Origin of the sequence: Mesorhizobium sp. B2-4-3 (genome assembly GCF_006442815.1) — a bacterium.
Lineage (GTDB): Bacteria > Pseudomonadota > Alphaproteobacteria > Rhizobiales > Rhizobiaceae > Mesorhizobium.
In genome coordinates, this window is record NZ_VFVL01000054.1 from 1 (window position 1) to 21,263 (window position 21,263).

The following is a 21,263-nucleotide window of genomic DNA, read 5'->3' on the forward strand; positions in this document are numbered from 1 at the left end:
GAAGAACAAACCTGTGACAAACGACATGGGGCGGAAAAGTTCATCCATCACTCTTGACCACGGTCATAAGAGGGTCTCCGCTCCGCTTCGCGGAGCTTCGCCCTAGGATGACGAAGCTACTGACCGGCCCGCCAAATTGGCAGTTTTAGCGCGTCTTCGTGTTCAGCTCTCTGTTCGCCGTATAGTCGATCGCGAAGGTGTCGGCCGGGAAGTTGCCGCCCTCCTTGACGTTGAAGATCATCACCGTCGTGTCTTTCCCTTGAGCGTCGGTGATTGTCCACTGGCGCAGCTCATAGGTCTTCGGGTCGAACATCATGGTGATCGTCGCATTGCCGAAGACCGACTTGTCGGACAGCTTGATGGTGGTGAGGTCGTCCTCTTCCTTGACGGCCTTGACGCGCCCGCCGGAAAGATCGATCCGGTCGTCGAGCAGCAGTTTCAGCGGCGTCTTCGACAGCGGATAGAGGTCCGAGGTGTTGAGCTTCTTGTTGAGGATCACCACCGACTTGCCGTCGGAGATGACGCGGAAGTTCGAGGAGCCGTCATAGTTGAAACGGATCTTGCCCGGGCGTTCGAGGAAGAACTTGCCGCCGGTCTGCTCGCCTTTCGGGCCGAACTGGACGAACTCGCCGCTCATCGACTTCACCGAGGAGAAATGGTCGGCGATCTTCTGCGCCGCCGGCGGCACGGCGGCCTGCGCCGCGGCCACGAGCTGGTAGCCCGGCACGAGGTTGAGAGCGGCAGCCCCACCAAGCATCAGGCCGAGGCCGAGGAGCTGGCGGCGGGTGATGGCGAATTCTGTCTGGGTCTTCATGCCGGTCGCTTCCTGTGATTCGTGTCGCCGCAGTTTCTGGACTCCCAGTAGGGCTTAAGTTTGGCGGGCAGGCGATAGCCAGCATTGAACGCGCCAGACGATTCCCGGTTGCCTGCTGACCCGGACCGGCGTCTCGCCGCGCCAGGGTTTGTCGAGATTCAGGTCAGGCCGAGTCGAAAATGGCGGGTTCCGAGAACCGGAGCGGAGCGTACTTTTCGTACGTGAGCACCGGAAGCGCAGGAAGCCGCCATTTGCAGGCCGGTCTCACCTGAAATATCGATAAACCCTAGAATTTGTCCTCTTCCGTCGGCACCAAAATCTCGCGTTTGCCGGCATGGTTGGCCGCGCCGACAATGCCTTCCTTCTCCATCTTCTCGATGATCGAGGCGGCGCGGTTGTAGCCGATGCCGAGCCGGCGCTGGATGTAGCTGGTCGAGGCCTTGCCGTCGCGCAGCACCACCGCCACGGCCTGGTCGTAGGGATCGTCGGAATCCTCGAAATTGCCGCCGCCGCCGGAACCGCCCTTGCCCGACGGACCGTCCTCGTCGTCTTCGTCGTCGTCCTCGGTGATGGCGTCGAGATATTCCGGCACGCCCTGCAGCTTCAGATGCCCGACGACCTTCTCGACCTCGTCGTCCGACACGAACGGGCCGTGCACGCGCTGGATGCGGCCGCCGCCGGCCATGTAGAGCATGTCGCCCATGCCGAGCAGCTGCTCGGCGCCCTGCTCGCCAAGGATGGTGCGGCTGTCGATCTTCGACGTCACCTGGAAGGAGATGCGGGTCGGGAAATTGGCCTTGATGGTGCCGGTGATGACGTCGACGGACGGGCGCTGCGTCGCCATGATGACATGGATGCCGGCCGCGCGCGCCATCTGCGCCAGGCGCTGCACCGCGCCTTCGATGTCCTTGCCGGCCACCATCATCAGGTCGGCCATCTCGTCGATGATGACCACGATATAGGGCATAGGCTCGAGATCGAGATCCTCCGTCTCATAGATCGCCTCGCCGGTCTGGCGGTCGAAGCCGGTCTGCACCGTGCGCGAGATTTTCTCGCCCTTCTTCTCGGCCTGCTGGACGCGCGCGTTGAAGCCGTCGATGTTGCGCACGCCGACCTTGGACATCTTGCGATAGCGGTCCTCCATCTCGCGCACCGTCCATTTCAGCGCGACGACAGCCTTCTTGGGATCGGTGACGACCGGCGTGAGCAGATGCGGGATGCCGTCATAGACCGACAGTTCGAGCATCTTCGGGTCGATCATGATCAGCCGGCATTCCTGCGGCGTCAGCCTGTAGAGCAGCGACAGGATCATGGTGTTTATGGCGACCGACTTGCCGGAGCCGGTGGTGCCGGCGACCAGCACGTGCGGCATCTTGGCGATGTCGACGATGACCGCCTCGCCGTTGATGGTCTTGCCGAGCGCCAGGGCGAGCTTGGCCTTGGTCGTTTCGAAATCGCGGCTGGCCATGATCTCTCTGAGATAGACCGTCTCGCGCTTGGCGTTGGGCAATTCGATGCCGATGGCGTTGCGGCCGGGCACGACGGCGACGCGGCAGGCGATCGCGCTCATCGAGCGGGCGATATCGTCGGAAAGGCCGATGACGCGCGAGGACTTGATGCCGGGCGCCGGCTCCAGCTCGTAGAGCGTGACGACCGGGCCTGGGCGGACATGGATGATCTCGCCCTTGACGCCGAAATCCTCCAGCACGCCTTCGAGCAGGCGCGCGTTCTGCTCCAGCGCGTCCTTCGACAGGCTTGGATCCTTGGCCACGTTCTTCGGCTCGGACAGGAAATGCAGCGACGGCATCTCGAACGTGTCGGAACCGATCAGCGAGGTCTGCGCCTCGCGCTGGACGCGCCCGCCCGGCACGGGTCGCGCCGCCGGCGCGGCGACGCGGGTCGCGGCATCGGAGCGGAAATTCTGCACCTTGGCGCCCGGCCCGGCGCGGCGCCGGGCTGGCGCTTCGTCGTCGAAATCGTCGAGGTCGACGCCTTCGTCCTCCTCCTCGTCGAAGATATCCTGGTCGGCCGGGTCGACCGAAGCGGTGCGATCGTTGACCATGGCGGCGAAGAATTCCGGCTCGACGCGGGCGCGGCCGCCGGGGCTCATGCGGGCCTCGGCGAACTCGGCCGATTCGACGCGCTCGGCGGCGCGCCGCCAGGCGCTGGCCTTGGGCTCCATCGGCGGTTCGAATTCGTCGCGCTCCCGCCTGCGCCGCTCGGCGCGGCGATGCAGGAAGGCGCGGAACGACAGCCACCAATGGGTAATGGCGCCGAGCGCCAGTATTCCCTCGTCACCCTCGTCCTCATCCTCGTCGAACAGCATCTCGTCCTGCTCGCGCGGATCGGGGCGAGCGGCGCGCTCGATGACGGCAAAGCCGTTCTTGCGCGCGATCAGCGCCGAGCCATAGGCGAACAGCCACAACATCGGCGCGGCGAGGATGACCGCTATGATGCTGGCGAACAGGCCTTTCGGATAACCGCCGACCGCGATGCCAGGGATTTTCAGCACCATATCGCCGAACACGCCGCCGAGGCCGGTGGGCAGCGGCCAGGTGTTTGGCGGCGTCACGCAGCCGGTGATGGCCGCGGCAGTGAGCGCAAAGCCGAACCACGCGAAGCCGCGCTTCGGCAATTTGTCGACCCCGCGCGCGGAAAACAGAAGGAAGCCCCAGATCACCGCCGGCACCAGCCCGGCGACGGCGGCAAGGCCGAAGAACTGCATGGCGAGGTCGGAGAACACCGCGCCGGCATAGCCCATGGCATTGGTGACGACGTTGCTGGTGGCGTGCGAGAAGCTCGGATCGGCGACATTCCATGTGGCTAAGGCGGCGATGCCGAAGGCGGTGAACAGGAACAGCCCGGCGCCGACCAGCCGCCCGACCTGGCGCCGCGCGAATGCCTGGATGCCGTGCCCCGTATCGGTCAGCGCGAGCGGTGCTGAAGCGCCTGAACGCATGCTCTTCCCCGTGATCGTTGCCTGGCCGGGCGCATGGCGCATTCCGGCAGATTCGAACGCCAGACTATCGGGGGGAAGGTTAAGGCCGCATTAACCATGGCCCTTTGCCGGGGCTACCGCTCTAACAAAGATGGCAGGCCTCGCGGCCCGCCACCCTGTGCTTGAAATGACGAAGCGATCGGGCCCTTCCAGACCCGACCTTCCGCAGATCACCTGTTGCCGGCGTAGGTCACCAGATTGCCGCAGAACTCGGCGTGAGGCTTGCTCATCGCCGCGTCCTGGCACTCCTTCATCATCATGTCCTGCTTGTCCTTGGGCATCGCCGCCCAGGCTGCTTTGAAGTCGGCCTCGGACTTCATGGTCTTCATGCTGGAATCGGTGAAGAACGGGGCCATGTTGGCCGGCTCGTCGAGAGCACCGGCAAGTGCAACGCCGCTGATCATCGAAAGAGCCATTGCTCCCAGGAAGATGATCTTGAAGTTCATCAGTTGGTTCCTTCCCTCTTGTTTGGCGGGCGCCTTGATGACGCTCGCTATCCCATTACGGAATCTGAAGGGTCGATGTTTCACCCAGGCTCGATCAAGTGAATGTGATCGAAACTTCGCCTAAGCAATTCCAGGAAAAGTGTGGGCGGTTAAGTTCGGCGCCTTCGCCGTAACCTTCCGTCCGGAATTGCGTCAAAGCAAAGAGCTAGAGCAATTCCAGGAAAAGTGCGCTGCGGTTTTCCGTCCGGAATTGCGTAGAAACAAAGACTTATAGCGTTTCGCCGTTTCCGCGAAACGGTGAAACGCACTGGCGGGCGCTGAACGAAAAAGAGGCCCGGAAGGTTGTTCCGGGCCTCAAGGCGTGAGCCCTTTTCGGGAGCATCACGACGGGATCTTGGGAGGAATTCGGGCCGGCGGGAGGAGGATCCGCCGGCCCTTGGGCGCAATTCCAGGAAAAGTGTGACGCGGTTTTCCGTCCGGAATTGCGCCAGGCGAAGTCTGCCTTACGGCACCACTTCGCCGTGCTGGGTGACGTCGAGGCCTTCCACCTCTTCCTGGGTCGACGGACGCAGGCCGACCAGGGCCTTGACGATGTAGAGGATCACGAAGGTGGCGATCGCCGTCCACAGGATGGTGAAGACGATGCCGTAGAGCTGCTTGCCCACCGAAGCGTCCTTGCCGAGGGCGTTGATGGCCGGATCGGCCAGCGCGCCGGTGAGCAGGGCGCCGACGATACCGCCGATGCCATGCACGCCGAAGGCATCGAGCGAGTCGTCATAGCCAAGCGCGTGCTTGAGCTTGACCGCCGAGAGGTAGCAGACCACGCCGGCGATGATGCCGACGATGAAGGCGCCGGTCGGGTTGACGAAGCCGGAAGCCGGCGTCACCGCGACGAGGCCGGCGACGGCGCCCGAGATGATGCCGAGAACCGAAGGCTTCTTGGCGACGATCCATTCGGCGAACATCCAGGCCAGCGCCGCGGCGGCGGTGGCGACCTGCGTGTTCATCATGGCGGCACCCGCAAGCCCGTCGGCGGCGAGTTCCGAACCGGCGTTGAAGCCGAACCAGCCGACCCACAGCAGCGAAGCGCCGATGACGGAATAGACCAGGTTGTGCGGCGCCATGTTGGTGGTGCCGTAGCCTTCGCGCTTTCCGAGAACCAGCGCGCAGACCAGGCCCGCGACACCGGCGTTGATGTGGACGACCGTGCCGCCGGCGAAGTCGAGCACGCCGGCCGCGCCAAGGAAGCCGCCGCCCCACACCCAGTGCGCGATCGGCGCATAGACGAAGACCAGCCACAAGCCCATGAAGATAAGCAGCGCCGAGAATTTCATACGCTCGGCGAAGGCGCCGGCGATCAGCGCCGGCGTGATGATGGCGAAGGTCATCTGGAACATCGAGAAGACGAACTCGGGAATGTTCGCCACGCCTGGCAGCCAAAGCGTCGAGACGGTGATGCCATGGTGGAAGAACCGCGAGAAGCCGCCGATATAGGCATTCAAGCTGGCGGATTCATTGGTCGTGAAGGCCAGCGAATAGCCGAACATGAACCACAGCACCGTCACCAAGCAGGTGATGGCGAAGCTCTGCATGATGGTGGCGAGCACGTTTTTCTTGCGCACCATGCCGCCGTAGAACAGCGCCAGGCCCGGGATGGTCATCATCAGCACCAGCGCCGTCGAGGTGAGCATCCAGGCGGTGTTGCCGGTGTCGAGCGCCGGTGCCGGCGCGGCCGGCGCCGCGGCGGTGGCTGCCGGGGCGGCTTCCTGCGCAATGGCGGCGACGGTGCTCATGGCCACGAGCGCGAGCGAAGCGGCCGCGCGTCCCGTCGTCTTCAAGGTGGAAGGAATATTCATTGAACTCTCCGTTGGAATGGATGGTCGCCGCTTAGAGCGCGTCGGTGTCTGTTTCGCCGGTGCGGATGCGTACCGCCTGGTCGATGCCGAAGACGAAGATCTTGCCGTCGCCGATCTGACCGGTCTTGGCGGCCGCGGTGATGGCTTCGACGGCCTTGTCGACCATGTCGACACCGACGGCGACCTCGATCTTGATCTTGGGCAGGAAGCTGACCGCGTATTCCGCGCCGCGATAGATTTCAGTATGTCCCTTCTGACGCCCGTAGCCTTTGACCTCGGTGACGGTCAGGCCCTGGATGCCGACGGCGGTGAGCGCTTCGCGCACCTCGTCGAGCTTGAACGGCTTGATGATTGCCATCACGATTTTCATAAGGTTTCACCCTTTGCTGTTGCGGTCCCCCGCGTTTGCACACCTTCACCGATCCCGAGGAGAGCCGGAGAGTGCCCCATAGGATTCAAGCTCCGTGCCAATTGCCGAAGCAGGGTGTTAACCTGTTGTAAACAAACAGAATGGGCGATCGGTGCACATCATTCGCGCACAGGCAGAGTCGGGGGTATGCCTATAAAATAGGCAGATTTTAGAAAATGCACGTATTCCAGGCAGTCGCCTGGAGCCGCTCAGCGCTTCAGGCGGATGAGGCCTTCCTGGGCGACCGAGGCGATCAGCGTCCCATCCCGCGCGAACAGCGAGCCGCGGGTGAAGCCGCGCGACCCTTGCGTCGACGGGCTGTCCTGATTGTAGAGGATCCAGTCGTCCAGCGAATGGCTACGGTGGAACCACATGGCGTGGTCGAGGCTGGCGGCCTGGATGTCGCGGTCGAAGATGGCGCGGCCATGCGCGAAGGTCGAGGTGTCGAGCAGCGTCATGTCGGAGAGGTAGGCGAGCACGGCCGCCTGCGTGGCGCGGTTTTCCGGCACCGGGCCGGTGGTGCGGATCCAGATGTTCTGCTGCGGCTCCAGCTTCTCGCGGCTCGTGTAGTGCTTCAGCATCACCGGCTTCATCTCGATCGGCCGGTCGCGCTCCCAGTAGCGCTTGATACCTTCCGGCACCGCCTCGCCGAACTTGCCGAGCAGCTCGCGCTGGGTGAGCAGCGTGTCGGGCGCCGGCACGTCGCGCGGCATCGGCAGCTGGTGCTCGAGCCCGACCTCGTCCTGCTGGAACGAAGCCTCCAGCGAGAAGATCGCCTGGCCATGCTGGATCGCCACGACCCGGCGCGTGGTGAAGGAGCCGCCGTCGCGGATGCGGTCGACCTCGTAGACGATCGGCAGCTTGGTGTCGCCCGGCCGCATGAAATAACCGTGCAGCGAATGCACGTGACGCTCCGGCTCGACGGTGCGCTGCGCGGCGACCAGCGCCTGGGCGATGGTCTGGCCGCCGAAGACGCGCTGCCAGTCGACCTTGGGGCTGCGACCACGATACAGATTGTGTTCGAGCTGCTCGAGGTCGAGAATGTCGAGAAGCTCGTCCATGGCCGCTGTCATGTTTGAAATCCTTCGCGGATGTGCCATGGCCGGTTTCGGACAGGACGTGCGGGCAGTCAAGGCCGCAAGCGCGGCCGGCCGAAGTCGTGAAAGGATGATGCCATGGTCGACCGCAAGCCGGACGGAGCAGGGGCCAATGGGAAGCGCGAAGCTCTCGACGTGCTCATCGCCGGTGCCGGCTATGTCGGCCTCACCGCAGCCGTGTCGCTGAAGCAGGCGCGGCCGGGCCTCGCCATCGCCGTCGTCGACGCGGCCCCCGCCGGCGTCTGGCAGCGCGACGGCCGCGCCTCGGCCATCGCGGCGGCCGCCAGCCGCATGCTGGAGCAGCTCGACGTCTGGGAAGAGATCGCGCCGGAAGCGCAGGCGATCACCGAGATGATCATCACCGATTCGCGCGCCGCCGACCCGGTGCGTCCGGTGTTCCTGACCTTCGACGGCGAGGTGGCGCCCGGCGAGCCCTTCGCCCACATGGTCGCCAACCGCGACTTGAACGGCGCGCTGCGGCGGCGCGCCGAAAAGCTCGGCATCGACATCATCGAAGGCATGGCCGTCAGTGCCTTCGATGTGAACGGCGCCGGCATCACCGCGCACCTTGCCGACGGCGCGACCCTTAAGGCGCGGCTGCTGATCGCCGCCGACGGCGTCAATTCCAGGCTGCGCGACATGGCCGGCATCAAGACCGTCAAATGGGAATACGGCCAGTCCGGCATCGTCTGCACCGTGGCGCATGAGCGCCCGCACAACGGCCGCGCCGAGGAACATTTCCTCCCCGCGGGCCCCTTCGCGACGCTGCCGCTGAAGCCGGGCAAGGATGGCACCAACCGTTCGTCGATCGTCTGGGTGGAGCGCACGCAAGATGCCAAGGCGCTGGTCGAGGGCGACGAGTTCGTCTTCGAGCACGATCTGGAGCAGCGCTTCGGCCTGAAGCTCGGTGAAATAAGCGTCGCCGACAAGCCGCGCGCCTGGCCGCTCGGCCTGACGCTGGCCCGCGCCTTCGTCGTGCCGCGCTTCGCGCTGGCCGGCGATGCCGCGCACGGCATCCACCCGATCGCCGGCCAGGGCCTCAATCTCGGCTTCAAGGATGTCGCGGCCTTGGCCGAGGTCGTGGTCGAGGCCGACCGGCTCGGCCAGGATATCGGCGCGCTCGACGTGCTCGAGCGCTACCAGCAATGGCGCCGCTTCGACACGCTGCAGATGGGCGTCACCACCGACGTCTTGAACCGGCTGTTCTCCAACGACCTCGGTCCGCTGCGCCAGGTCCGCGACATCGGGCTAGGGCTGGTGGAACGCATGCCGAGGCTGAAAGAGTTCTTCATCCGCCAGGCATCGGGCCTCTCCGGCGACACGCCGAGGCTGCTGAAGGGCGAGGCGATCTGAACGCCTTGTGGCGCCGTGGCAAATTCAGGTCAGGCCGAGTCGAAAATGGTGGCTTCCTGCGCTTCCGGTGCTCACGTACTTCAAGTACGCTCCGCTCCGGTTCTCGGAAGCCACCATTTGCGGGCCGGCCTCACCTGAATTCTAATTCACCTCGAACCCCAGCTTCTGCCGCAGCCTCAGCATCCGCTGGTCGGCGATCTTAAGGCTTTGCTCGCCGCCTTGCGCGACGCGGTTCAGCATCCTGAGCAGATCGTCCCGCTCATGCGGATCGAGGCGTTCGCGCAGGAACGGCGCCAGCTTGTCGATGACGATCGTCGTATCGTCGACCTGCGCGGCGGCCCATTTGGCGTAGACGACCGCCTCGTCGGTCTTCTTCGGGCCTTCGGCGATCTGCGCGATCACCTCGCGGATGACCGCCTCGCGCTGCGGCAGGACCGGGCCGTGCTCCAAGACGATCGCGGTGATCAGCGTCGCCGCCGCCACCACCGGATCGTCGATCGCCGTCAGCGGCGAAAGCGCGGCCTGGTTGCGCAATTTCTTGCGACGGATGTTGCCCTGGACGCGTCCGACGACATCGGCGACCTCTCGCGCGGCGTCGCTCATATATTTCAGCCGGTACCACCAGATGGCGGCCGCTCCGAGCAGGCCGAGGATAGCGATCAGGAAAGGCATGCCGAATTCCCCCGAAATCGCGGCGACGATAAGAGAAGCGGGGCCCTGCTTCAACACGCAACAGTTGCGGCGGCGAGGAAGCCCTGAAGATGTTTCCCGCAAGAGACAGCTTCGACCGGCGCGCCGTGCCATGATCGGCGGCTATGACCCCGGCACGTCGTAGATCGCCCTGATTTCGACCGTACCGAGCTCCGCCAGCGGGATCTTGGCCGCAATGTCGAGCGCCTCGGCAAGATCCGCAGCCTCGACCATGACGAAGCCGAGCAGCTGCTCCTTGGTCTCGGCGAAGGGCCCGTCGGTCACCAGCGCCTTACCATTGCGCCGCCGGAGCGATTTCGACGTCTTCACCGACTGCAGCGCCTGCGCGATGACCAGCTTGCCTTGCCGGTCCAGTTCCCGGTCATAGCCGAGCGAGTCGGCATCGAGCTTGGCCATGCGCTCGGGGGTCAGCGCGTAGAGGTCCTTTTCCTCGCCATAGACCAGCAGGACATATTTCATTTCGAGCTTCCTTTTGTTGACGCGTCATAGGAGGCGAAGGCGACGATGTCGGTTTTGCTTGCCGTCGCCGCATGGTCGAGCAGGCATGCCGCGACGCCGATGATGGCGATGGCCGCCGCCAGCCGGCCGACGCCGGGTGCCGGCGGATTCAGCCAGAACGCTTCAAGCCGCCTCCCTTTCTTCTCGGGCTTTGCCCAGATCGCAAGAAACAGATTGTCCATCTTAACCTCCATCGGCCGCCAGTGGCCGCCCGCAGGACGGTCGGGCAGACGGGAAGTCGACATTTTTGCACGCGCTTTTTTTGGAAATTTTCAAACGCCTTGCGCGAGCACAATCATACCAGGCCATGGATGGTCTTCCGGCCCGCCCGCGCTATAGTTCCCGGGAACGCCGGCGCCTGCCGGCGCAAACCCCGACAGACCAGGAGGAATTTCATGGACCGCACCGCAAACGCCGTCTGGAAAGGCAATCTGAAAGAGGGCAAAGGCACGCTCGACACCCAGAGCGGCACCTTGAAGGGCACGCCCTATTCGTTCAAGGCGCGTTTCGAGGACGAGAGCGGCAAATCCGGCACCAATCCGGAAGAGCTGATCGCCGCCGCCCATGCCGGCTGCTACGCCATGCAGCTGTCGCACTTCCTGGCCGAGAATGGCACGCCGGCCGCCGAGCTCGACGCCAAGGCGGTGGTGACGCTGGTGCCCGGCACCGGCATCACCGGCAGCGCCATCACCCTGGTCGGCAAGGTGCCGGGCATCGACGCGGCGAAATTCAAGGATCTGGCCGAGAAGGCCAAGGCCGAATGCCCGGTGTCGAAGGCGCTGGGGGCGATCAAGGTGTCGCTGGACGCAAGGCTGGGGTGAGATGGGGAACGGCGTCGCCCTCGGCGGTCAACCCTTGAGAGCGGCGGCACGGACATCCGACGGCGTCGCGTCATAGCGGCGCCGGAACGCCCGGTTGAAATAGGAGAGGTCGTTGAAGCCGGCCTCGAATGCGATCGCGGTGATGCTGCGCCCGGCGTTGCGCGGATCGCAGAGCATGCGATGCGCGTGCAGCAGGCGCTGGCGCAGCGTGAACTCCGACAAGGACGTGCCGTCGCTTTCGAACAACTTGCGCACATAGCGCGTGGAAAGCCGGTGGCGCCTGCCGACATCCTCGGCTGAAAGGTCGCCGCCCCTGGCGATGATGTCGGCCTTGATGGCGCGCAGCCGCGCCACTCGTACGCCGCGCCCGCGCGCGATTTCCACCGCGTCCCTGGTTCCGCCGATGGCAAGCGCCGCCAGATCGAAGATATGCGTTGCCGCCACATGCAGCTCTTCCGGGCTGAGCCCGTCGCCCGCATCCTGGACCGAATGGACATAGTCGATCAGCAGCCGCACCGCTCCGGTGCCGGTCGGTAGCGGCCGCATCAGCGCGGTCGCGGGATCGCCGATCAGCGGCGAAAGCTGTTTGAGGGAAAAGCTCATATTGACGAAGCGGATGCCGCCCGGCTGGATGACGTTGAGGCCGACTTCTTCACCGCTCATCATCAGCGCGTGGCCGCCGCCGACCGGCTCCTCACGGCCGCGATGCTTCATTACGCTTGCGCCGTCCAGTGCCGCGAGCAGGACAAGATCGTCGCTGTCGATCAGCGTCGTCGAATGATAGACCCGGAATGCCGAGCACGTGCCCGTCGCGATGCCCAGTCCCGGCAGCGCGCGCACCTGCATGTCGACATGCATCGGGTCGAGCGGATCGAGATCGACCTTCAGCACCGTGCGGCCATAGACCTCGCGCATGACCTCGACACGATCCCGCTCCGGGACCATGTCCGTGACCAGCCTGAACGAAGCCGACGGCCCCCTTGCCGCAGTCATCGGCACCCCCTGCCTCTGACGGATGGCCCGCGGGACCATCGCCAATTTTGGAGCCGGTTCCCGCTGTGGACGAACCCGCTCCAGAGGCGCGCTGATATGCGCCGAGGTTCCCGAAACGTCAATACAGGGCCGTTTTGGCCGCTTTAAGGGCCGCCTCGTCCAAGCTACCCCTCGCCGGCCTCGCCTAGTTTGCGGCGCGCTTCGGCAAGGCTGGCAGCGCATTCGGAAACAATCGAAGGGGGTTCGATGTATCACCTGCAACTGTTCAAGACGCTGTCTCAATTGTCGTCAGCCGGCTTCAATCCTCGCGTCTATCTTCTGTCTCTCGCGCTCGGCAAGGGCGCGGCCGACCATCGCGACCTGAAACTGCCGCCTCGCGTCGGGGAGCGCCGGCCATGATCGCGAGACCTGTCTTCCCGATATCGTCGCTTGTCGGCCTTTTCGCTCTCGCCGGCTGCACGAGTCCTCAGGGGGCCGGCCTTGCGATGAGCGCGGTCGGCGCCATGGCCGGCGGCGGCGGGTTGAACCCGCTTTCGGCGGCGATCGGCCTCGGCACCATGGCGGCGGCCGATTCCGCGGCCGCGTCGCAGGCGGGTGTCATCACGCCGCAGGAGCAGGCCAAGTATGCCGGCATGTCCTGCGCGGAACTGCGTCAATTGACGGCGAACTATGCGGCGGGGCAAAGCGCGCGCCCGGCGGCAAAGAAATATGGCGGCATGGCGCCTGCCGGCAAGATGGCCATCGCCAACCAGGTCATCTCCACCCGGCTCGCCTATCTGAAACAGCTTGTGGCGAGCAAAGGATGCTGACCGGCTTTTCGCGTTTGGGGCGGGCGAGGCTTGTTGGCCTGGCTGCGCTGGCGGGATCGTTGGCCTTGGCAGCCACCGACGGCTTCGGCCAGGGAATCGGGCCGGCGACCCGCTCGCATCGCAGCCCGATACCGGTGGCGCTCGCCGGCCGGTGGAGTTTTGCGGCCGCAACCGGCCAGTATTGCGACCCGCTCGGCGACTGCGCGCCGGGCAGCGGCGGCAGCATCACCTTCACATTCCGCGTCGGCGGGCGTGCCGAATACAGCCTGTTTCAGTCCTCTCTGGTCGAAGGCTGCGGTCAGGTCCAGTCGCTGAGGTCTATGGCCGGCACGGCAAGAGTGGACGGTTCCACGCTGGTGCTTACGCCGAGATCGGGAACCTACAAATCGTTCAATGGCTGCCGGCCGGACCTCACCGGAAACTGGAAACTTGGCGCCGAAGACCTGAAGCCGCTTTCGTTCAGCTGGCAATTGGACGAAGGGGAGTTGCAGCTCGTCGACCCTACGGGCGAGGCCAGCGGCATCTACAACAGGAGGTGATACGCCGGGTTATAATCCGGCGCCCAGCGCCTCGATCTTCGCGCGCAGCGCCGCGACCTCTTCCTCGAGCGCCTTCACGCGCGTTTCGAGATCGCTATCCGAAGATGTCGCGGCTGGCTGCCAGGACGGCGCCGCCGCTGCCGCTTCCACCGGCCCGCCCAACAGATGTACGTAGCGCTCCTCGCGCTGCCCGGGGGCGCGTTCGAGCAGCTGGATCAGCGGCGGCCTCCGCCCGATCATCAGGTCGAGATTGTCGCGCAGCTCCTCGATCGAGGCGAAGCGCGCCATGCGCTCCGAGCGCGCGAGCAATTCATGCGCCGTCTGCGCGCCGCGCAGGAGCAAAAGACCGATCACCGCGATCTGCGGCGTGGTCAGCGAGAACCGCTGCGCCATCAGATGCTCGTAGCGCTCGACGCGCGAGGCAAAGGCCTGGCGCACCAGGCCCTTTTGCTCGAGCGAGCTCAGCGCCCGCCGGATTTCGGTGAGCTCCAGCGCCATCACCGGCTCGCGCGCCGTCTTCTGGTTGGCGGCCTGGTGCGCGCCGTTGAGCGTCAGCGGATAGACGTCCGGCGTCAGCTCCTTCTTCTCGATCAACGAGCCCAGCACGCGCGCTTCGACAGGAGAGAGGATGGGGAGATCTTCGCTCATTGAGTTGCCTATCCTTTCTGACACTGGCGAGACAGCGCCCCCCTCTGTCCTGCCGGACATCTCCCCACTTGGGGGGAGATTAGCAGCTTCGCCGACGGCGCCTCATCCTTCAACCTTGGAGATTGGCGAAAGCCGCGGTAACGGCCAATCTCCCCACCTGTGGGGGAGATGTCCGGCAGGACAGAGGGGGGCGCGAAGGATCGCTACCTGCGACTAAGGCCCGCGAGAACTAAACGCGCCGCTCCACCATCATCTTCTTGATCTCGGCGATCGCCTTGGCTGGGTTGAGCCCCTTCGGGCAGGTCTGCGCGCAGTTCATGATGGTGTGGCAGCGATAGAGCCGGAACGGGTCTTCCAGATTGTCGAGCCGTTCGCCTGTCGCCTCGTCGCGGCTGTCGATCAGCCAGCGATAGGCCTGCAGCAGGGTGGCCGGGCCGAGATAACGGTCGCCGTTCCACCAATAGCTCGGGCACGACGTCGAGCAGCAGGCGCACAGGATGCATTCGTAGAGCCCGTCGAGCTTCTCGCGGTCCTCGTGGCTCTGCAGCCATTCCTTGGCCGGCGTCGGCGAGACCGTCTGCAGCCAGGGCTGGATCGAAGCGTGCTGGGCGTAGAAATTGGTGAGGTCGGGCACCAGGTCCTTGATCACAGCCATATGCGGCAGCGGATAGACCTTCACCGCGCCCGAAATGTCCTCGGCGCCCTTGGTGCAGGCCAGCGTGTTCGAGCCGTCGATGTTCATGGCGCAGGAGCCGCAGATGCCTTCTCGGCAGGAGCGGCGCAGAGTCAGCGTCGGATCGATCTTGTTCTTGATCCACAAGAGCGCGTCGAGAACCATCGGCCCGCAATCGTCCATGTCGACGAAATAGGTGTCCATGCGCGGGTTCTCGTCATCGTCCGGCGACCAGCGGTAGATGCGGTATTCGCGCAGGTTGGTGGCGCCTTCCGGCTTCGGCCAGGTCTTGCCCTGCTGGATCTTGGAATTCTTGGGAAGCGTGAGTTCGACCATTACCTGCGGTCCTTTCGGATGACGAGCTTCAGCCCGGACCAGATTTCGTTCACGGCGGCGACCTTGACGTCGACCAGGTCGCGCTTCAGCGCCTCCGATCGGATGACGTCCTCGGTGACGTCGGTCGGCACTTTCGATGCCTTCTTTGGCCAGGACACCCAGACCATGCCGTCGCGCTTGATCGCCGTCTCGATGTGGGCCAGGCCGTCCTCGATCTCGGCGCGCTGCCGGGTGAAGGCATGCACGGCATCGTATTTCCGGCTGCCCGAGATCGCCGACCATTCAGTGAACTGATCGATGCCGGCAAAGGAAACGGCCTCTGTCAGCGCATCGAGCTCCGGCGGCAGCGCGATGAAAGCGGCGACCATGCCGTCCTTCAGGCCGAGCTTGGCCGGAAGGGGCGTGCCGGAATATCCGGTGGCCGCGAGCCCCATGATCAGTACACCCGCGCCTTCGGCGCGATCTTCGCCAGGCTGATGCCGCCGTCCTTTTCCGCCAGCAGCGGCTCGGTATGCACCGGCCGGTAGGTCAGCGTCACCTTGCCGTCTTCGCTCAGATGGGCAAGCGTATGCTTGCGCCAGTTGGCATCGTCGCGCGCCGAGAAATCCTCGCGCGCATGCGCGCCACGGCTCTCCTTGCGCGCCTCGGCGCCGTAGACCGTGGTGACGGCGTTGGCCATCAGGTTTTCCAGCTCCAGCGTCTCGACGAGGTCGGAGTTCCAGATCATCGAGCGGTCGGTGACCTTGATATCCTTGAGCTCGCCCCAGAGTTCCGAAATGCGCTTGCAGCCGTTCTCGAGCGATTCCTGCGTGCGGAACACGGCGGCGTCTTCCTGCATGGCGCGCTGCATCTTCTCGCGCAGCGCCGCCGTCGGCGCCGAGCCGTTGGCATGGCGCAACCGGTCGAAGCGGTCCATGATCTTCTCCACGGAAGCCGCGTTGGGCGACGGAATCGGCGAGTTGCGGTCGATCACCTGGCCGGCGCGGATCGCCGCGGCGCGGCCGAACACGACGAGGTCGATCAGCGAGTTCGAGCCGAGCCGGTTGGCGCCGTGCACGGAGGCGCAGGCGGCCTCGCCCACCGCCATCAGGCCGGGCGACACCTTGTCCGGGTTGCGCGACGTCGGGTTCAGCACCTCGCCCCAATAATTCGTCGGCACACCGCCCATGTTGTAATGGACCGTCGGCAGCACCGGGATCGGCTCCTTGGTCAGGTCGACGCCGGCGAAGATCTTGGCCGATTCCGAAATACCGGGCAGCCGCTCGTGCAGGACCGCCGGGTCGAGATGGTCGAGATGCAAGAAGATGTGATCCTTCTTCGGCCCGACGCCGCGGCCTTCGCGGATCTCCATCGTCATGCAGCGCGAGACCACGTCGCGCGAGGCAAGGTCCTTGGCGGACGGCGCATAGCGCTCCATGAAGCGCTCGCCCTCGGAATTGACGAGATAGCCGCCCTCGCCGCGCGCGCCTTCGGTGATCAGGCAGCCGGCGCCATAGATGCCGGTCGGATGGAACTGCACGAACTCCATGTCCTGCAGCGCGAGCCCCGCTCTCGCCGCCATGCCGCCGCCATCGCCGGTGCAGGTATGCGCCGAGGTGGCGGAGAAATAGGCGCGGCCATAGCCGCCGGTCGCCAGCACCACCATCTTGGCCGAGAAACGGTGGATGGTGCCGTCATCGAGATTCCACGCCACCACGCCGGTGCAGGTGCCGTCCGGCTCCATGATCAGGTCGAGCGCGAAATACTCGATGAAGAACTGCGCGTTGTTCTTCAGCGATTGGCCATAGAGCGTATGCAGCATGGCATGGCCGGTGCGGTCGGCGGCCGCGCAGGTGCGCTGCACCGGCGGGCCTTCGCCGAAATTCATCATCATGCCGCCGAAGGGCCGCTGGTAGATCTTGCCCTCTTCCGTGCGCGAGAACGGCACCCCGTAGTGCTCGAGCTCGTAGACGGCGGCCGGCGCCTCGCGCACCATGTATTCCTGCGCGTCGATGTCGCCCAGCCAGTCCGAGCCCTTGACGGTGTCGAAGAGGTGCCACTGCCAGTTGTCGGGGCCCATATTGGCGAGCGAGGCGGCGATGCCGCCTTGCGCCGCCACAGTGTGCGAACGCGTCGGGAACACCTTGGTGATGCAGGCGGTGCGCAATCCCTGCTCGGCCATGCCGAGCGTGGCGCGCAGGCCGGCGCCGCCGGCGCCGACGATCACGACATCGAATTTATGGTCGACAAAAGTGTAGGCGGAAGCCGTGTTGCTTGTATCCTTGGCCAAGGCCTCAGCCTCCGAATGCGAGTTTGAGCAGGGCAAACAGCGAAGCGACGCCGACTGCCACGCAAAAGAAGGTGTTGAGGGCGATCAGCGCCAGCTTCATGCCTTCGCCATGCACATAGTCCTCGATGATGGCCTGCATGCCGAGCCGCATATGGTAGAGGCCGGAGATCAGCACCAGCGCCAGCACCAGCGCCACGAAGGGATTGGCGAGCGATGCCCGCACGTCCGTGTAGCCGTGGCCGTTGACCGCGATCAGGAAGCCGACGAAGAACAACAGCAGCGGAATGTTGGCGATCGCCGTCAGCCGCTGGCGCCAGAAATGGCCGGTGCCCTCGCGGGCCGAGCCCAGGCCGCGCACCTTGCCGAGCGGCGTGCGCATATCGGCGTTGTTCGCGCTCATCAGAAAGCTCCCCGCGCCATGTAGCCGGCGATCCAGATCAGCAGCGTCAGCACGATCGAGCCGGCGAGCGTCGCCCAGGCGATCCTGGAGGCGGTGTGTTTTTCCAGTCCAGCGCCGGTGTCCCAGACGAGGTGGCGCAGCCCGCCCAGCATGTGGTGCATCAGCGCCCAGGTGTAGCCGAAGAGAACCAGCCGGCCGAGCCAGGAGCCGAAGGCCCAGTTGACCCAGTCGAAGGCGGCCTGCGAGCTCGAAGCGGCGATCAGCCAAGCCGCCACCAGCAGCGTCCCGAAATAGAGCGCGCCGCCGGTGATGCGATGGATGATCGACATCGTCATCGTGATCGGCGGCCGGTAGACCGTCAGATGCGGCGAGAGCGGACGTTCACGTCTGGCAACTGCGCGGGTGGCTGGTGATTTGCTCATGGCTCCCCCAGATCGGCATCCTGGATGCCGCTATGGGAATGCGGCGTTTGCCGCCCACATATATGGCTTCGGACAGCCGGTTTCTAATGCTCTTTTTGCACCGCGTCAAAGCCGGAAAATCGTTTTGGAAACATCATTTAGTCTGACAAATTGACGGCCGCGCGCTTCAATCGATTAGCGGCTGTTTTGAAGCCGGCGCAGCGTTCGCTGCAGTGCAGCAAGATCGCGCGCCGGGTGTGCTGAGATTCAGGTCAGGTCGAGCCGAAAATGGTGGCTTCCGAGAACCGGCCTACGCCAGCCGTAGCCTTCATGGAGCGAAGGCACTTATACGGGCTTCGGCCGGCGAAGGCCGGAGCGGAGCGTACTTGAAGTACGTGAGCACGCGCATGACCCCGAAAATCGTTTTCGATTTTCGGAAAGGGATCATGCGCTGAGTCAAAGTGCTACAGCGTCCTTTGCGCGTCCATCGGGACGCGCGGCGCTGTAGAAAGCGCAGGGGGCCAGCATTTGCAGGCCGGCCTCACCTGAATGGCAGCGCACCCGCTATCTTCTGCAAGTCTGCGGGGTGGATCCTCTCTTCATCACCAGCGCCTCGCGTCCGTCGATCACGATTGCGTCATGCGTCGCTGCTTCCTGGTAGCGGCTGCTCTGGTTGGCGGGCGAGGCCGCAAACTCCTCGGCCGTGCCATCCGGCCGGACCACGCGCAGCGACGAACCGAGATTCTGGATGGTGATCATGCCGCCATTGCCGCACCTGTAGGTGGCCGTGCCGATGCCGGATCGCGGCACGGTCAGGTCGGTGACGATCTTGGTTGCGGTTGGCGCAGGCGTTGCAGGCGTCTTGGCCGTTGCAGCTGTCGGGGAAGTCTCAGGCACCGGGGGTGTTGCAGCTGTCGGCGACGCCACGGCTGCGGCGGACTGCGGGGCCGGAGCAGGCGAGGCGGCGGGCGCCGCGGCATTCGCCACCTTCGGCGCGCCGTCCTGCGGCACGCAGGCCGCGGCTGCGAGAAGCAGCGGGATGGTGATCGTCACCCGAACCGTGTGGCCAAAGCTCATACGCTGCCCTTTCGTGCGCGGCACCCTACAGCAATTCCGGGAAAAGCGTGAACGGTTGGGTTCGGCGCCTTCGCCGTGGCCTTCCGTCCGGAATTGCGTCGAAACAAAGAGATAGCCGCTTGCCGTTACTGTGAAACGGTGGACCGCTGTAGCCATCTGGCGCCGCGAGATCAAGCTCGCCCCGAGGCAGCCACGCTCCACGACCGCCCTCCGCTTGGGAAGCCGGCCCTCGAAAATTAACCATGTTCCTTAAGAACCGGCACCGAAAGCCTCCCGCCTCTTAACAAAGGTTAAGAAAGAGTTAATTTCCGATTCGAACCGGATTCCAGGCGCGATCTGTCGCGCCGATCAAGGGAGAGCGACATGGGTTCGAATTCAGTGCGGGCAAGCCTCGCCGCCGCGGCGCTGGCGGGGCTTGTCATGGCAATCGCCGCGCCGGCCGAAGCCGGCGTGCGCCATCACGACCGCGTCTATGCCGATTCCTTCGGCAATCTCGTCATCGACAGCGCCGCCGGCTACAAGCGCATCGTCGTCGGCGAGGGCAAGCTTGCGAAAAAGCTTTCCGAATTCACCAGCGCCGGCCAGCCGGATGTCGTCTATGACGATGCGGACGCGCCCGGCGCGCCCGGCTGCTACCAGCCGCCGGTGCTGGTCAAGGGCCGCTCCTATATGTACGGGCTTTCCGACGGCGAGATGCCCAATCTCAGCCCTTGCCGTTGAAGATCGTCGGCGCCTGGCGCCGCCGTAGCGCGCCTGACACGCGCACGCAGTCGCGGCCGGCATTCTTGGCGTCGTAGAGCGCGGCGTCGGCGCGCCGCAAGAGATCGGCAAAACCCTCATCAGTGGTCAGCTCGGCCACGCCGAAGCTCGCGCTGCAGCGATGCTCGGCGGGTAGCCCATCGATCGGCAGTGCGCCGAACGCGTTGCGCGCGCCTTCGGCAAACAGCCGCGCCGCGGCAAGATTGGTGCCCGGCAGGATGATGGCGAACTCCTCGCCGCCGATGCGGCCGGCGACATGATGTTCGGCGGCAGCTTCACGCAGGAAACCGGCGAAGGTCTCGATCACGCGGTCGCCGCAGGCATGGCCGTAGCTGTCGTTGATGCTTTTGAAATAATCGAGATCGGCGATCACCAGCGCCACCGGCACGCCGCGCCGGACGGCATCCCGCATGGCAAGGTCGGCATGGCGTTCGAAGCCGCCGCGGTTGAACAGCCGCGACAGCGTGTCGGTTTCCGATTTGGAGGTCGCCTCGGCCAGCGCGTCGCGCACCAGCACGGCCAAGGCAAGCAGCGCCAGCGCCAGCCCGAACACGGTGCCGAGCGACTGCGACACCAGCGCGTAAGCCGTCTGCACATAGGCCTGCGGGTTGGCGCCCCAGCCGCCCAGCGCGCCCGCGATGAGCGGCTTGGAGGCAAACTGCACGGCGCTGGCGCCGAGCACCAGCGCAAGCAGATGGTCGAGCCGCGCGAGCCTTTGCCGGGAGGACAGCACGATGCCGAGAGCGGCGAACTGCATGACGGCGTAGGGAAGCTGGTAGGCCATCATGCGCGTCAGCGAATGGCGCGGCAGGTCCTGCACCAGATAGACGGCGACCGAGGCGACGACGAGGAAGCAAAGCATCGGCGGCCAGGGTGGCCGCACGCCATATTTGTGGGCGAGCCCGCCATTGAAGGCGACGGTTGCGGCGAGGAACACGGCAAAGGCGGCAACGACGGGCAGTCGGGCATCCGCGAAAGCGGGAATGCTGAATTCGATGGCGAAATAGGCCATGCCGAGCATGTAGCTGAAGGCGAGCCAGCGCGCCGACACGCGCCCGGTGTCATAGGCGGCAACCGCCATGAATGCCGCCGCCAGCAGCCCGGCGACGACGAGGTTGATCATCAGTATGAAGTCGGCGCTGCCCATATCTGCCTTGTCCTCGACCGACAGCAAATCATCGACCGGCGAAAATCGCGTTAACGCCAGCTATGGTGCGGAACGGCTTGCGATTGGCCGAAACCCCTCATCCTCGTCATTCTAGGGCGGAGCAAGGAGCGGAGCGACGCGCGCAGACCCTCTTATGACCGTGGTCAAGAGTGATGGATGAACTTTTCCGCCCCATGTCGTTTGTCACA

The 21,263-nt window shown here is 64.9% G+C and carries 24 protein-coding genes; 6 read left to right on the forward strand and 18 right to left on the reverse strand.

Annotated elements, in window-relative coordinates; all coding sequences use genetic code 11:
* Nucleotides 1-145 precede the first annotated feature (145 nt).
* The 6 genes from FJ956_RS29305 to tesB form a co-directional block, all read right to left on the reverse strand.
* Nucleotides 146-814, reverse strand: coding sequence for an outer membrane lipoprotein carrier protein LolA (locus tag FJ956_RS29305; RefSeq protein ID WP_140684832.1), 669 nt, complete (start codon nucleotides 812-814; stop codon nucleotides 146-148).
* Nucleotides 815-1,100: 286 nt separating this feature from the next.
* Nucleotides 1,101-3,773: a DNA translocase FtsK gene (locus FJ956_RS29310; RefSeq protein WP_140684833.1), complete on the reverse strand. Its 2,673-nt coding sequence runs from the start codon at nucleotides 3,771-3,773 to the stop codon at nucleotides 1,101-1,103.
* 209 nt (nucleotides 3,774-3,982) lie between these two features.
* Nucleotides 3,983-4,258: a hypothetical protein gene (locus FJ956_RS29315; protein ID WP_140684834.1), complete on the reverse strand. Its 276-nt coding sequence runs from the start codon at nucleotides 4,256-4,258 to the stop codon at nucleotides 3,983-3,985.
* A 503-nt stretch (nucleotides 4,259-4,761) separates the two neighbouring features.
* The gene (locus FJ956_RS29320; protein ID WP_281405639.1) at nucleotides 4,762-6,051 is read right to left on the reverse strand and encodes an ammonium transporter; all 1,290 of its coding nucleotides are present in this window, start codon (nucleotides 6,049-6,051) and stop codon (nucleotides 4,762-4,764) included.
* 94 nt (nucleotides 6,052-6,145) lie between these two features.
* The gene (locus FJ956_RS29325; protein WP_073985197.1) at nucleotides 6,146-6,484 is read right to left on the reverse strand and encodes a P-II family nitrogen regulator; all 339 of its coding nucleotides are present in this window, start codon (nucleotides 6,482-6,484) and stop codon (nucleotides 6,146-6,148) included.
* Nucleotides 6,485-6,732: 248 nt separating this feature from the next.
* Nucleotides 6,733-7,596 carry an acyl-CoA thioesterase II gene (gene tesB, locus FJ956_RS29330; protein ID WP_140684836.1) on the reverse strand — a complete coding sequence of 288 codons (864 nt, stop codon included), beginning with the start codon at nucleotides 7,594-7,596 and terminating at the stop codon, nucleotides 6,733-6,735.
* A gap of 102 nt (nucleotides 7,597-7,698) precedes the next feature.
* On the opposite strand from tesB, the gene FJ956_RS29335 reads away from it, so the two are divergent.
* The gene (locus FJ956_RS29335) at nucleotides 7,699-8,973 is read left to right on the forward strand and encodes a ubiquinone biosynthesis hydroxylase (protein WP_140684837.1); all 1,275 of its coding nucleotides are present in this window, start codon (nucleotides 7,699-7,701) and stop codon (nucleotides 8,971-8,973) included.
* Nucleotides 8,974-9,114: 141 nt separating this feature from the next.
* Here the strand turns inward: FJ956_RS29335 and FJ956_RS29340 are convergent, their stop codons facing one another.
* From FJ956_RS29340 to FJ956_RS29350, 3 genes are all read right to left on the reverse strand, one after another.
* A complete protein-coding gene (locus tag FJ956_RS29340; RefSeq protein WP_140684838.1) occupies nucleotides 9,115-9,645 on the reverse strand; it encodes a hypothetical protein in 531 nt (176 codons plus the stop codon).
* A gap of 141 nt (nucleotides 9,646-9,786) precedes the next feature.
* The gene (locus tag FJ956_RS29345; RefSeq protein WP_140545477.1) at nucleotides 9,787-10,143 is read right to left on the reverse strand and encodes a YciI family protein; all 357 of its coding nucleotides are present in this window, start codon (nucleotides 10,141-10,143) and stop codon (nucleotides 9,787-9,789) included.
* A complete protein-coding gene (locus FJ956_RS29350) occupies nucleotides 10,140-10,364 on the reverse strand; it encodes a hypothetical protein (protein ID WP_140684839.1) in 225 nt (74 codons plus the stop codon). The genes FJ956_RS29345 and FJ956_RS29350 overlap by 4 nt, the downstream gene beginning before the upstream one ends.
* Before the next feature lie 213 nt (nucleotides 10,365-10,577).
* Between FJ956_RS29350 and FJ956_RS29355 the strand changes: the two genes are divergently transcribed.
* Nucleotides 10,578-11,003, forward strand: a complete 426-nt coding sequence (locus FJ956_RS29355; protein ID WP_140684840.1) for an OsmC family protein — start codon at nucleotides 10,578-10,580, stop codon at nucleotides 11,001-11,003.
* A 27-nt stretch (nucleotides 11,004-11,030) separates the two neighbouring features.
* On the opposite strand, the gene FJ956_RS29360 is transcribed toward FJ956_RS29355, so the two are convergent.
* Nucleotides 11,031-11,996, reverse strand: a complete 966-nt coding sequence (locus FJ956_RS29360) for an AraC family transcriptional regulator (RefSeq protein ID WP_140684841.1) — start codon at nucleotides 11,994-11,996, stop codon at nucleotides 11,031-11,033.
* A 246-nt stretch (nucleotides 11,997-12,242) separates the two neighbouring features.
* On the opposite strand from FJ956_RS29360, the gene FJ956_RS29365 reads away from it, so the two are divergent.
* The 3 genes from FJ956_RS29365 to FJ956_RS29375 are packed head-to-tail and all read left to right on the forward strand — an operon-like array spanning nucleotide 12,243 to nucleotide 13,344.
* A complete protein-coding gene (locus FJ956_RS29365; RefSeq protein ID WP_140684842.1) occupies nucleotides 12,243-12,395 on the forward strand; it encodes a hypothetical protein in 153 nt (50 codons plus the stop codon).
* Nucleotides 12,392-12,805 carry a hypothetical protein gene (locus FJ956_RS29370; protein WP_181170413.1) on the forward strand — a complete coding sequence of 138 codons (414 nt, stop codon included), beginning with the start codon at nucleotides 12,392-12,394 and terminating at the stop codon, nucleotides 12,803-12,805. The genes FJ956_RS29365 and FJ956_RS29370 overlap by 4 nt, the downstream gene beginning before the upstream one ends.
* A complete protein-coding gene (locus tag FJ956_RS29375) occupies nucleotides 12,799-13,344 on the forward strand; it encodes a hypothetical protein (RefSeq protein ID WP_140684843.1) in 546 nt (181 codons plus the stop codon). Before FJ956_RS29370 ends, FJ956_RS29375 begins: the two co-directional genes overlap by 7 nt.
* Nucleotides 13,345-13,353: 9 nt before the next feature.
* Here the strand turns inward: FJ956_RS29375 and FJ956_RS29380 are convergent, their stop codons facing one another.
* From FJ956_RS29380 to FJ956_RS29410, 7 genes are all read right to left on the reverse strand, one after another.
* A complete protein-coding gene (locus tag FJ956_RS29380; protein ID WP_140684844.1) occupies nucleotides 13,354-13,992 on the reverse strand; it encodes a DUF480 domain-containing protein in 639 nt (212 codons plus the stop codon).
* A 229-nt stretch (nucleotides 13,993-14,221) separates the two neighbouring features.
* A complete protein-coding gene (locus FJ956_RS29385) occupies nucleotides 14,222-15,001 on the reverse strand; it encodes a succinate dehydrogenase iron-sulfur subunit (protein WP_140684944.1) in 780 nt (259 codons plus the stop codon).
* Complete coding sequence (locus FJ956_RS29390; RefSeq protein ID WP_140684945.1) at nucleotides 15,001-15,435, reverse strand: DUF3052 family protein; 435 nt, start codon at nucleotides 15,433-15,435, stop codon at nucleotides 15,001-15,003. The genes FJ956_RS29385 and FJ956_RS29390 overlap by 1 nt, the downstream gene beginning before the upstream one ends.
* A 2-nt stretch (nucleotides 15,436-15,437) precedes the next feature.
* On the reverse strand, nucleotides 15,438-17,270 hold the full coding sequence (sdhA, locus tag FJ956_RS29395; RefSeq protein ID WP_140684946.1) for a succinate dehydrogenase flavoprotein subunit: 1,833 nt from the start codon (nucleotides 17,268-17,270) through the stop codon (nucleotides 15,438-15,440).
* A gap of 4 nt (nucleotides 17,271-17,274) precedes the next feature.
* A complete protein-coding gene (gene sdhD / locus FJ956_RS29400; RefSeq protein WP_140684947.1) occupies nucleotides 17,275-17,670 on the reverse strand; it encodes a succinate dehydrogenase, hydrophobic membrane anchor protein in 396 nt (131 codons plus the stop codon).
* Nucleotides 17,670-18,092, reverse strand: coding sequence for a succinate dehydrogenase, cytochrome b556 subunit (sdhC, locus tag FJ956_RS29405; protein ID WP_140684948.1), 423 nt, complete (start codon nucleotides 18,090-18,092; stop codon nucleotides 17,670-17,672). The genes sdhD and sdhC overlap by 1 nt, the downstream gene beginning before the upstream one ends.
* Nucleotides 18,093-18,635: 543 nt before the next feature.
* Entirely contained in the window at nucleotides 18,636-19,148 is a 513-nt protein-coding gene (locus FJ956_RS29410; RefSeq protein ID WP_140684949.1) for a hypothetical protein, read from the reverse strand.
* A gap of 363 nt (nucleotides 19,149-19,511) precedes the next feature.
* Here FJ956_RS29410 and FJ956_RS29415 point away from each other — a divergent pair, with 363 nt between their 5' ends.
* Nucleotides 19,512-19,868, forward strand: coding sequence for a hypothetical protein (locus tag FJ956_RS29415; protein ID WP_140684950.1), 357 nt, complete (start codon nucleotides 19,512-19,514; stop codon nucleotides 19,866-19,868).
* Here the strand turns inward: FJ956_RS29415 and FJ956_RS29420 are convergent.
* Nucleotides 19,852-21,054: a GGDEF domain-containing protein gene (locus FJ956_RS29420; RefSeq protein ID WP_140684951.1), complete on the reverse strand. Its 1,203-nt coding sequence runs from the start codon at nucleotides 21,052-21,054 to the stop codon at nucleotides 19,852-19,854. The two genes, FJ956_RS29415 and FJ956_RS29420, sit on opposite strands and share 17 nt — an antisense overlap.
* Nucleotides 21,055-21,263 lie beyond the last annotated feature (209 nt).

What these genes read in the sequence shown, in the direction of transcription:
- sdhC (WP_140684948.1), bottom strand. Translation starts at nt 18,092, where the DNA reads ATGAGCAAATCACCAGCCACCCGCGCAGTTGCCAGACGTGAACGTCCG.
- FJ956_RS29335 (WP_140684837.1), top strand. Translation starts at nt 7,699, where the DNA reads ATGGTCGACCGCAAGCCGGACGGAGCAGGGGCCAATGGGAAGCGCGAA.
- FJ956_RS29380 (WP_140684844.1), bottom strand. Translation starts at nt 13,992, where the DNA reads ATGAGCGAAGATCTCCCCATCCTCTCTCCTGTCGAAGCGCGCGTGCTG.
- FJ956_RS29420 (WP_140684951.1), bottom strand. Translation starts at nt 21,054, where the DNA reads ATGGGCAGCGCCGACTTCATACTGATGATCAACCTCGTCGTCGCCGGG.
- FJ956_RS29350 (WP_140684839.1), bottom strand. Translation starts at nt 10,364, where the DNA reads ATGGACAATCTGTTTCTTGCGATCTGGGCAAAGCCCGAGAAGAAAGGG.
- FJ956_RS29410 (WP_140684949.1), bottom strand. Translation starts at nt 19,148, where the DNA reads ATGAGCTTTGGCCACACGGTTCGGGTGACGATCACCATCCCGCTGCTT.
- FJ956_RS29315 (WP_140684834.1), bottom strand. Translation starts at nt 4,258, where the DNA reads ATGAACTTCAAGATCATCTTCCTGGGAGCAATGGCTCTTTCGATGATC.
- sdhD (WP_140684947.1), bottom strand. Translation starts at nt 17,670, where the DNA reads ATGAGCGCGAACAACGCCGATATGCGCACGCCGCTCGGCAAGGTGCGC.
- FJ956_RS29365 (WP_140684842.1), top strand. Translation starts at nt 12,243, where the DNA reads ATGTATCACCTGCAACTGTTCAAGACGCTGTCTCAATTGTCGTCAGCC.
- FJ956_RS29320 (WP_281405639.1), bottom strand. Translation starts at nt 6,051, where the DNA reads ATGAGCACCGTCGCCGCCATTGCGCAGGAAGCCGCCCCGGCAGCCACC.
- FJ956_RS29360 (WP_140684841.1), bottom strand. Translation starts at nt 11,996, where the DNA reads ATGACTGCGGCAAGGGGGCCGTCGGCTTCGTTCAGGCTGGTCACGGAC.
- FJ956_RS29390 (WP_140684945.1), bottom strand. Translation starts at nt 15,435, where the DNA reads ATGGGGCTCGCGGCCACCGGATATTCCGGCACGCCCCTTCCGGCCAAG.
- FJ956_RS29340 (WP_140684838.1), bottom strand. Translation starts at nt 9,645, where the DNA reads ATGCCTTTCCTGATCGCTATCCTCGGCCTGCTCGGAGCGGCCGCCATC.
- FJ956_RS29345 (WP_140545477.1), bottom strand. Translation starts at nt 10,143, where the DNA reads ATGAAATATGTCCTGCTGGTCTATGGCGAGGAAAAGGACCTCTACGCG.
- tesB (WP_140684836.1), bottom strand. Translation starts at nt 7,596, where the DNA reads ATGACAGCGGCCATGGACGAGCTTCTCGACATTCTCGACCTCGAGCAG.
- FJ956_RS29415 (WP_140684950.1), top strand. Translation starts at nt 19,512, where the DNA reads ATGGGTTCGAATTCAGTGCGGGCAAGCCTCGCCGCCGCGGCGCTGGCG.
- FJ956_RS29370 (WP_181170413.1), top strand. Translation starts at nt 12,392, where the DNA reads ATGATCGCGAGACCTGTCTTCCCGATATCGTCGCTTGTCGGCCTTTTC.
- FJ956_RS29385 (WP_140684944.1), bottom strand. Translation starts at nt 15,001, where the DNA reads ATGGTCGAACTCACGCTTCCCAAGAATTCCAAGATCCAGCAGGGCAAG.
- FJ956_RS29305 (WP_140684832.1), bottom strand. Translation starts at nt 814, where the DNA reads ATGAAGACCCAGACAGAATTCGCCATCACCCGCCGCCAGCTCCTCGGC.
- FJ956_RS29375 (WP_140684843.1), top strand. Translation starts at nt 12,799, where the DNA reads ATGCTGACCGGCTTTTCGCGTTTGGGGCGGGCGAGGCTTGTTGGCCTG.
- FJ956_RS29310 (WP_140684833.1), bottom strand. Translation starts at nt 3,773, where the DNA reads ATGCGTTCAGGCGCTTCAGCACCGCTCGCGCTGACCGATACGGGGCAC.
- FJ956_RS29325 (WP_073985197.1), bottom strand. Translation starts at nt 6,484, where the DNA reads ATGAAAATCGTGATGGCAATCATCAAGCCGTTCAAGCTCGACGAGGTG.
- FJ956_RS29355 (WP_140684840.1), top strand. Translation starts at nt 10,578, where the DNA reads ATGGACCGCACCGCAAACGCCGTCTGGAAAGGCAATCTGAAAGAGGGC.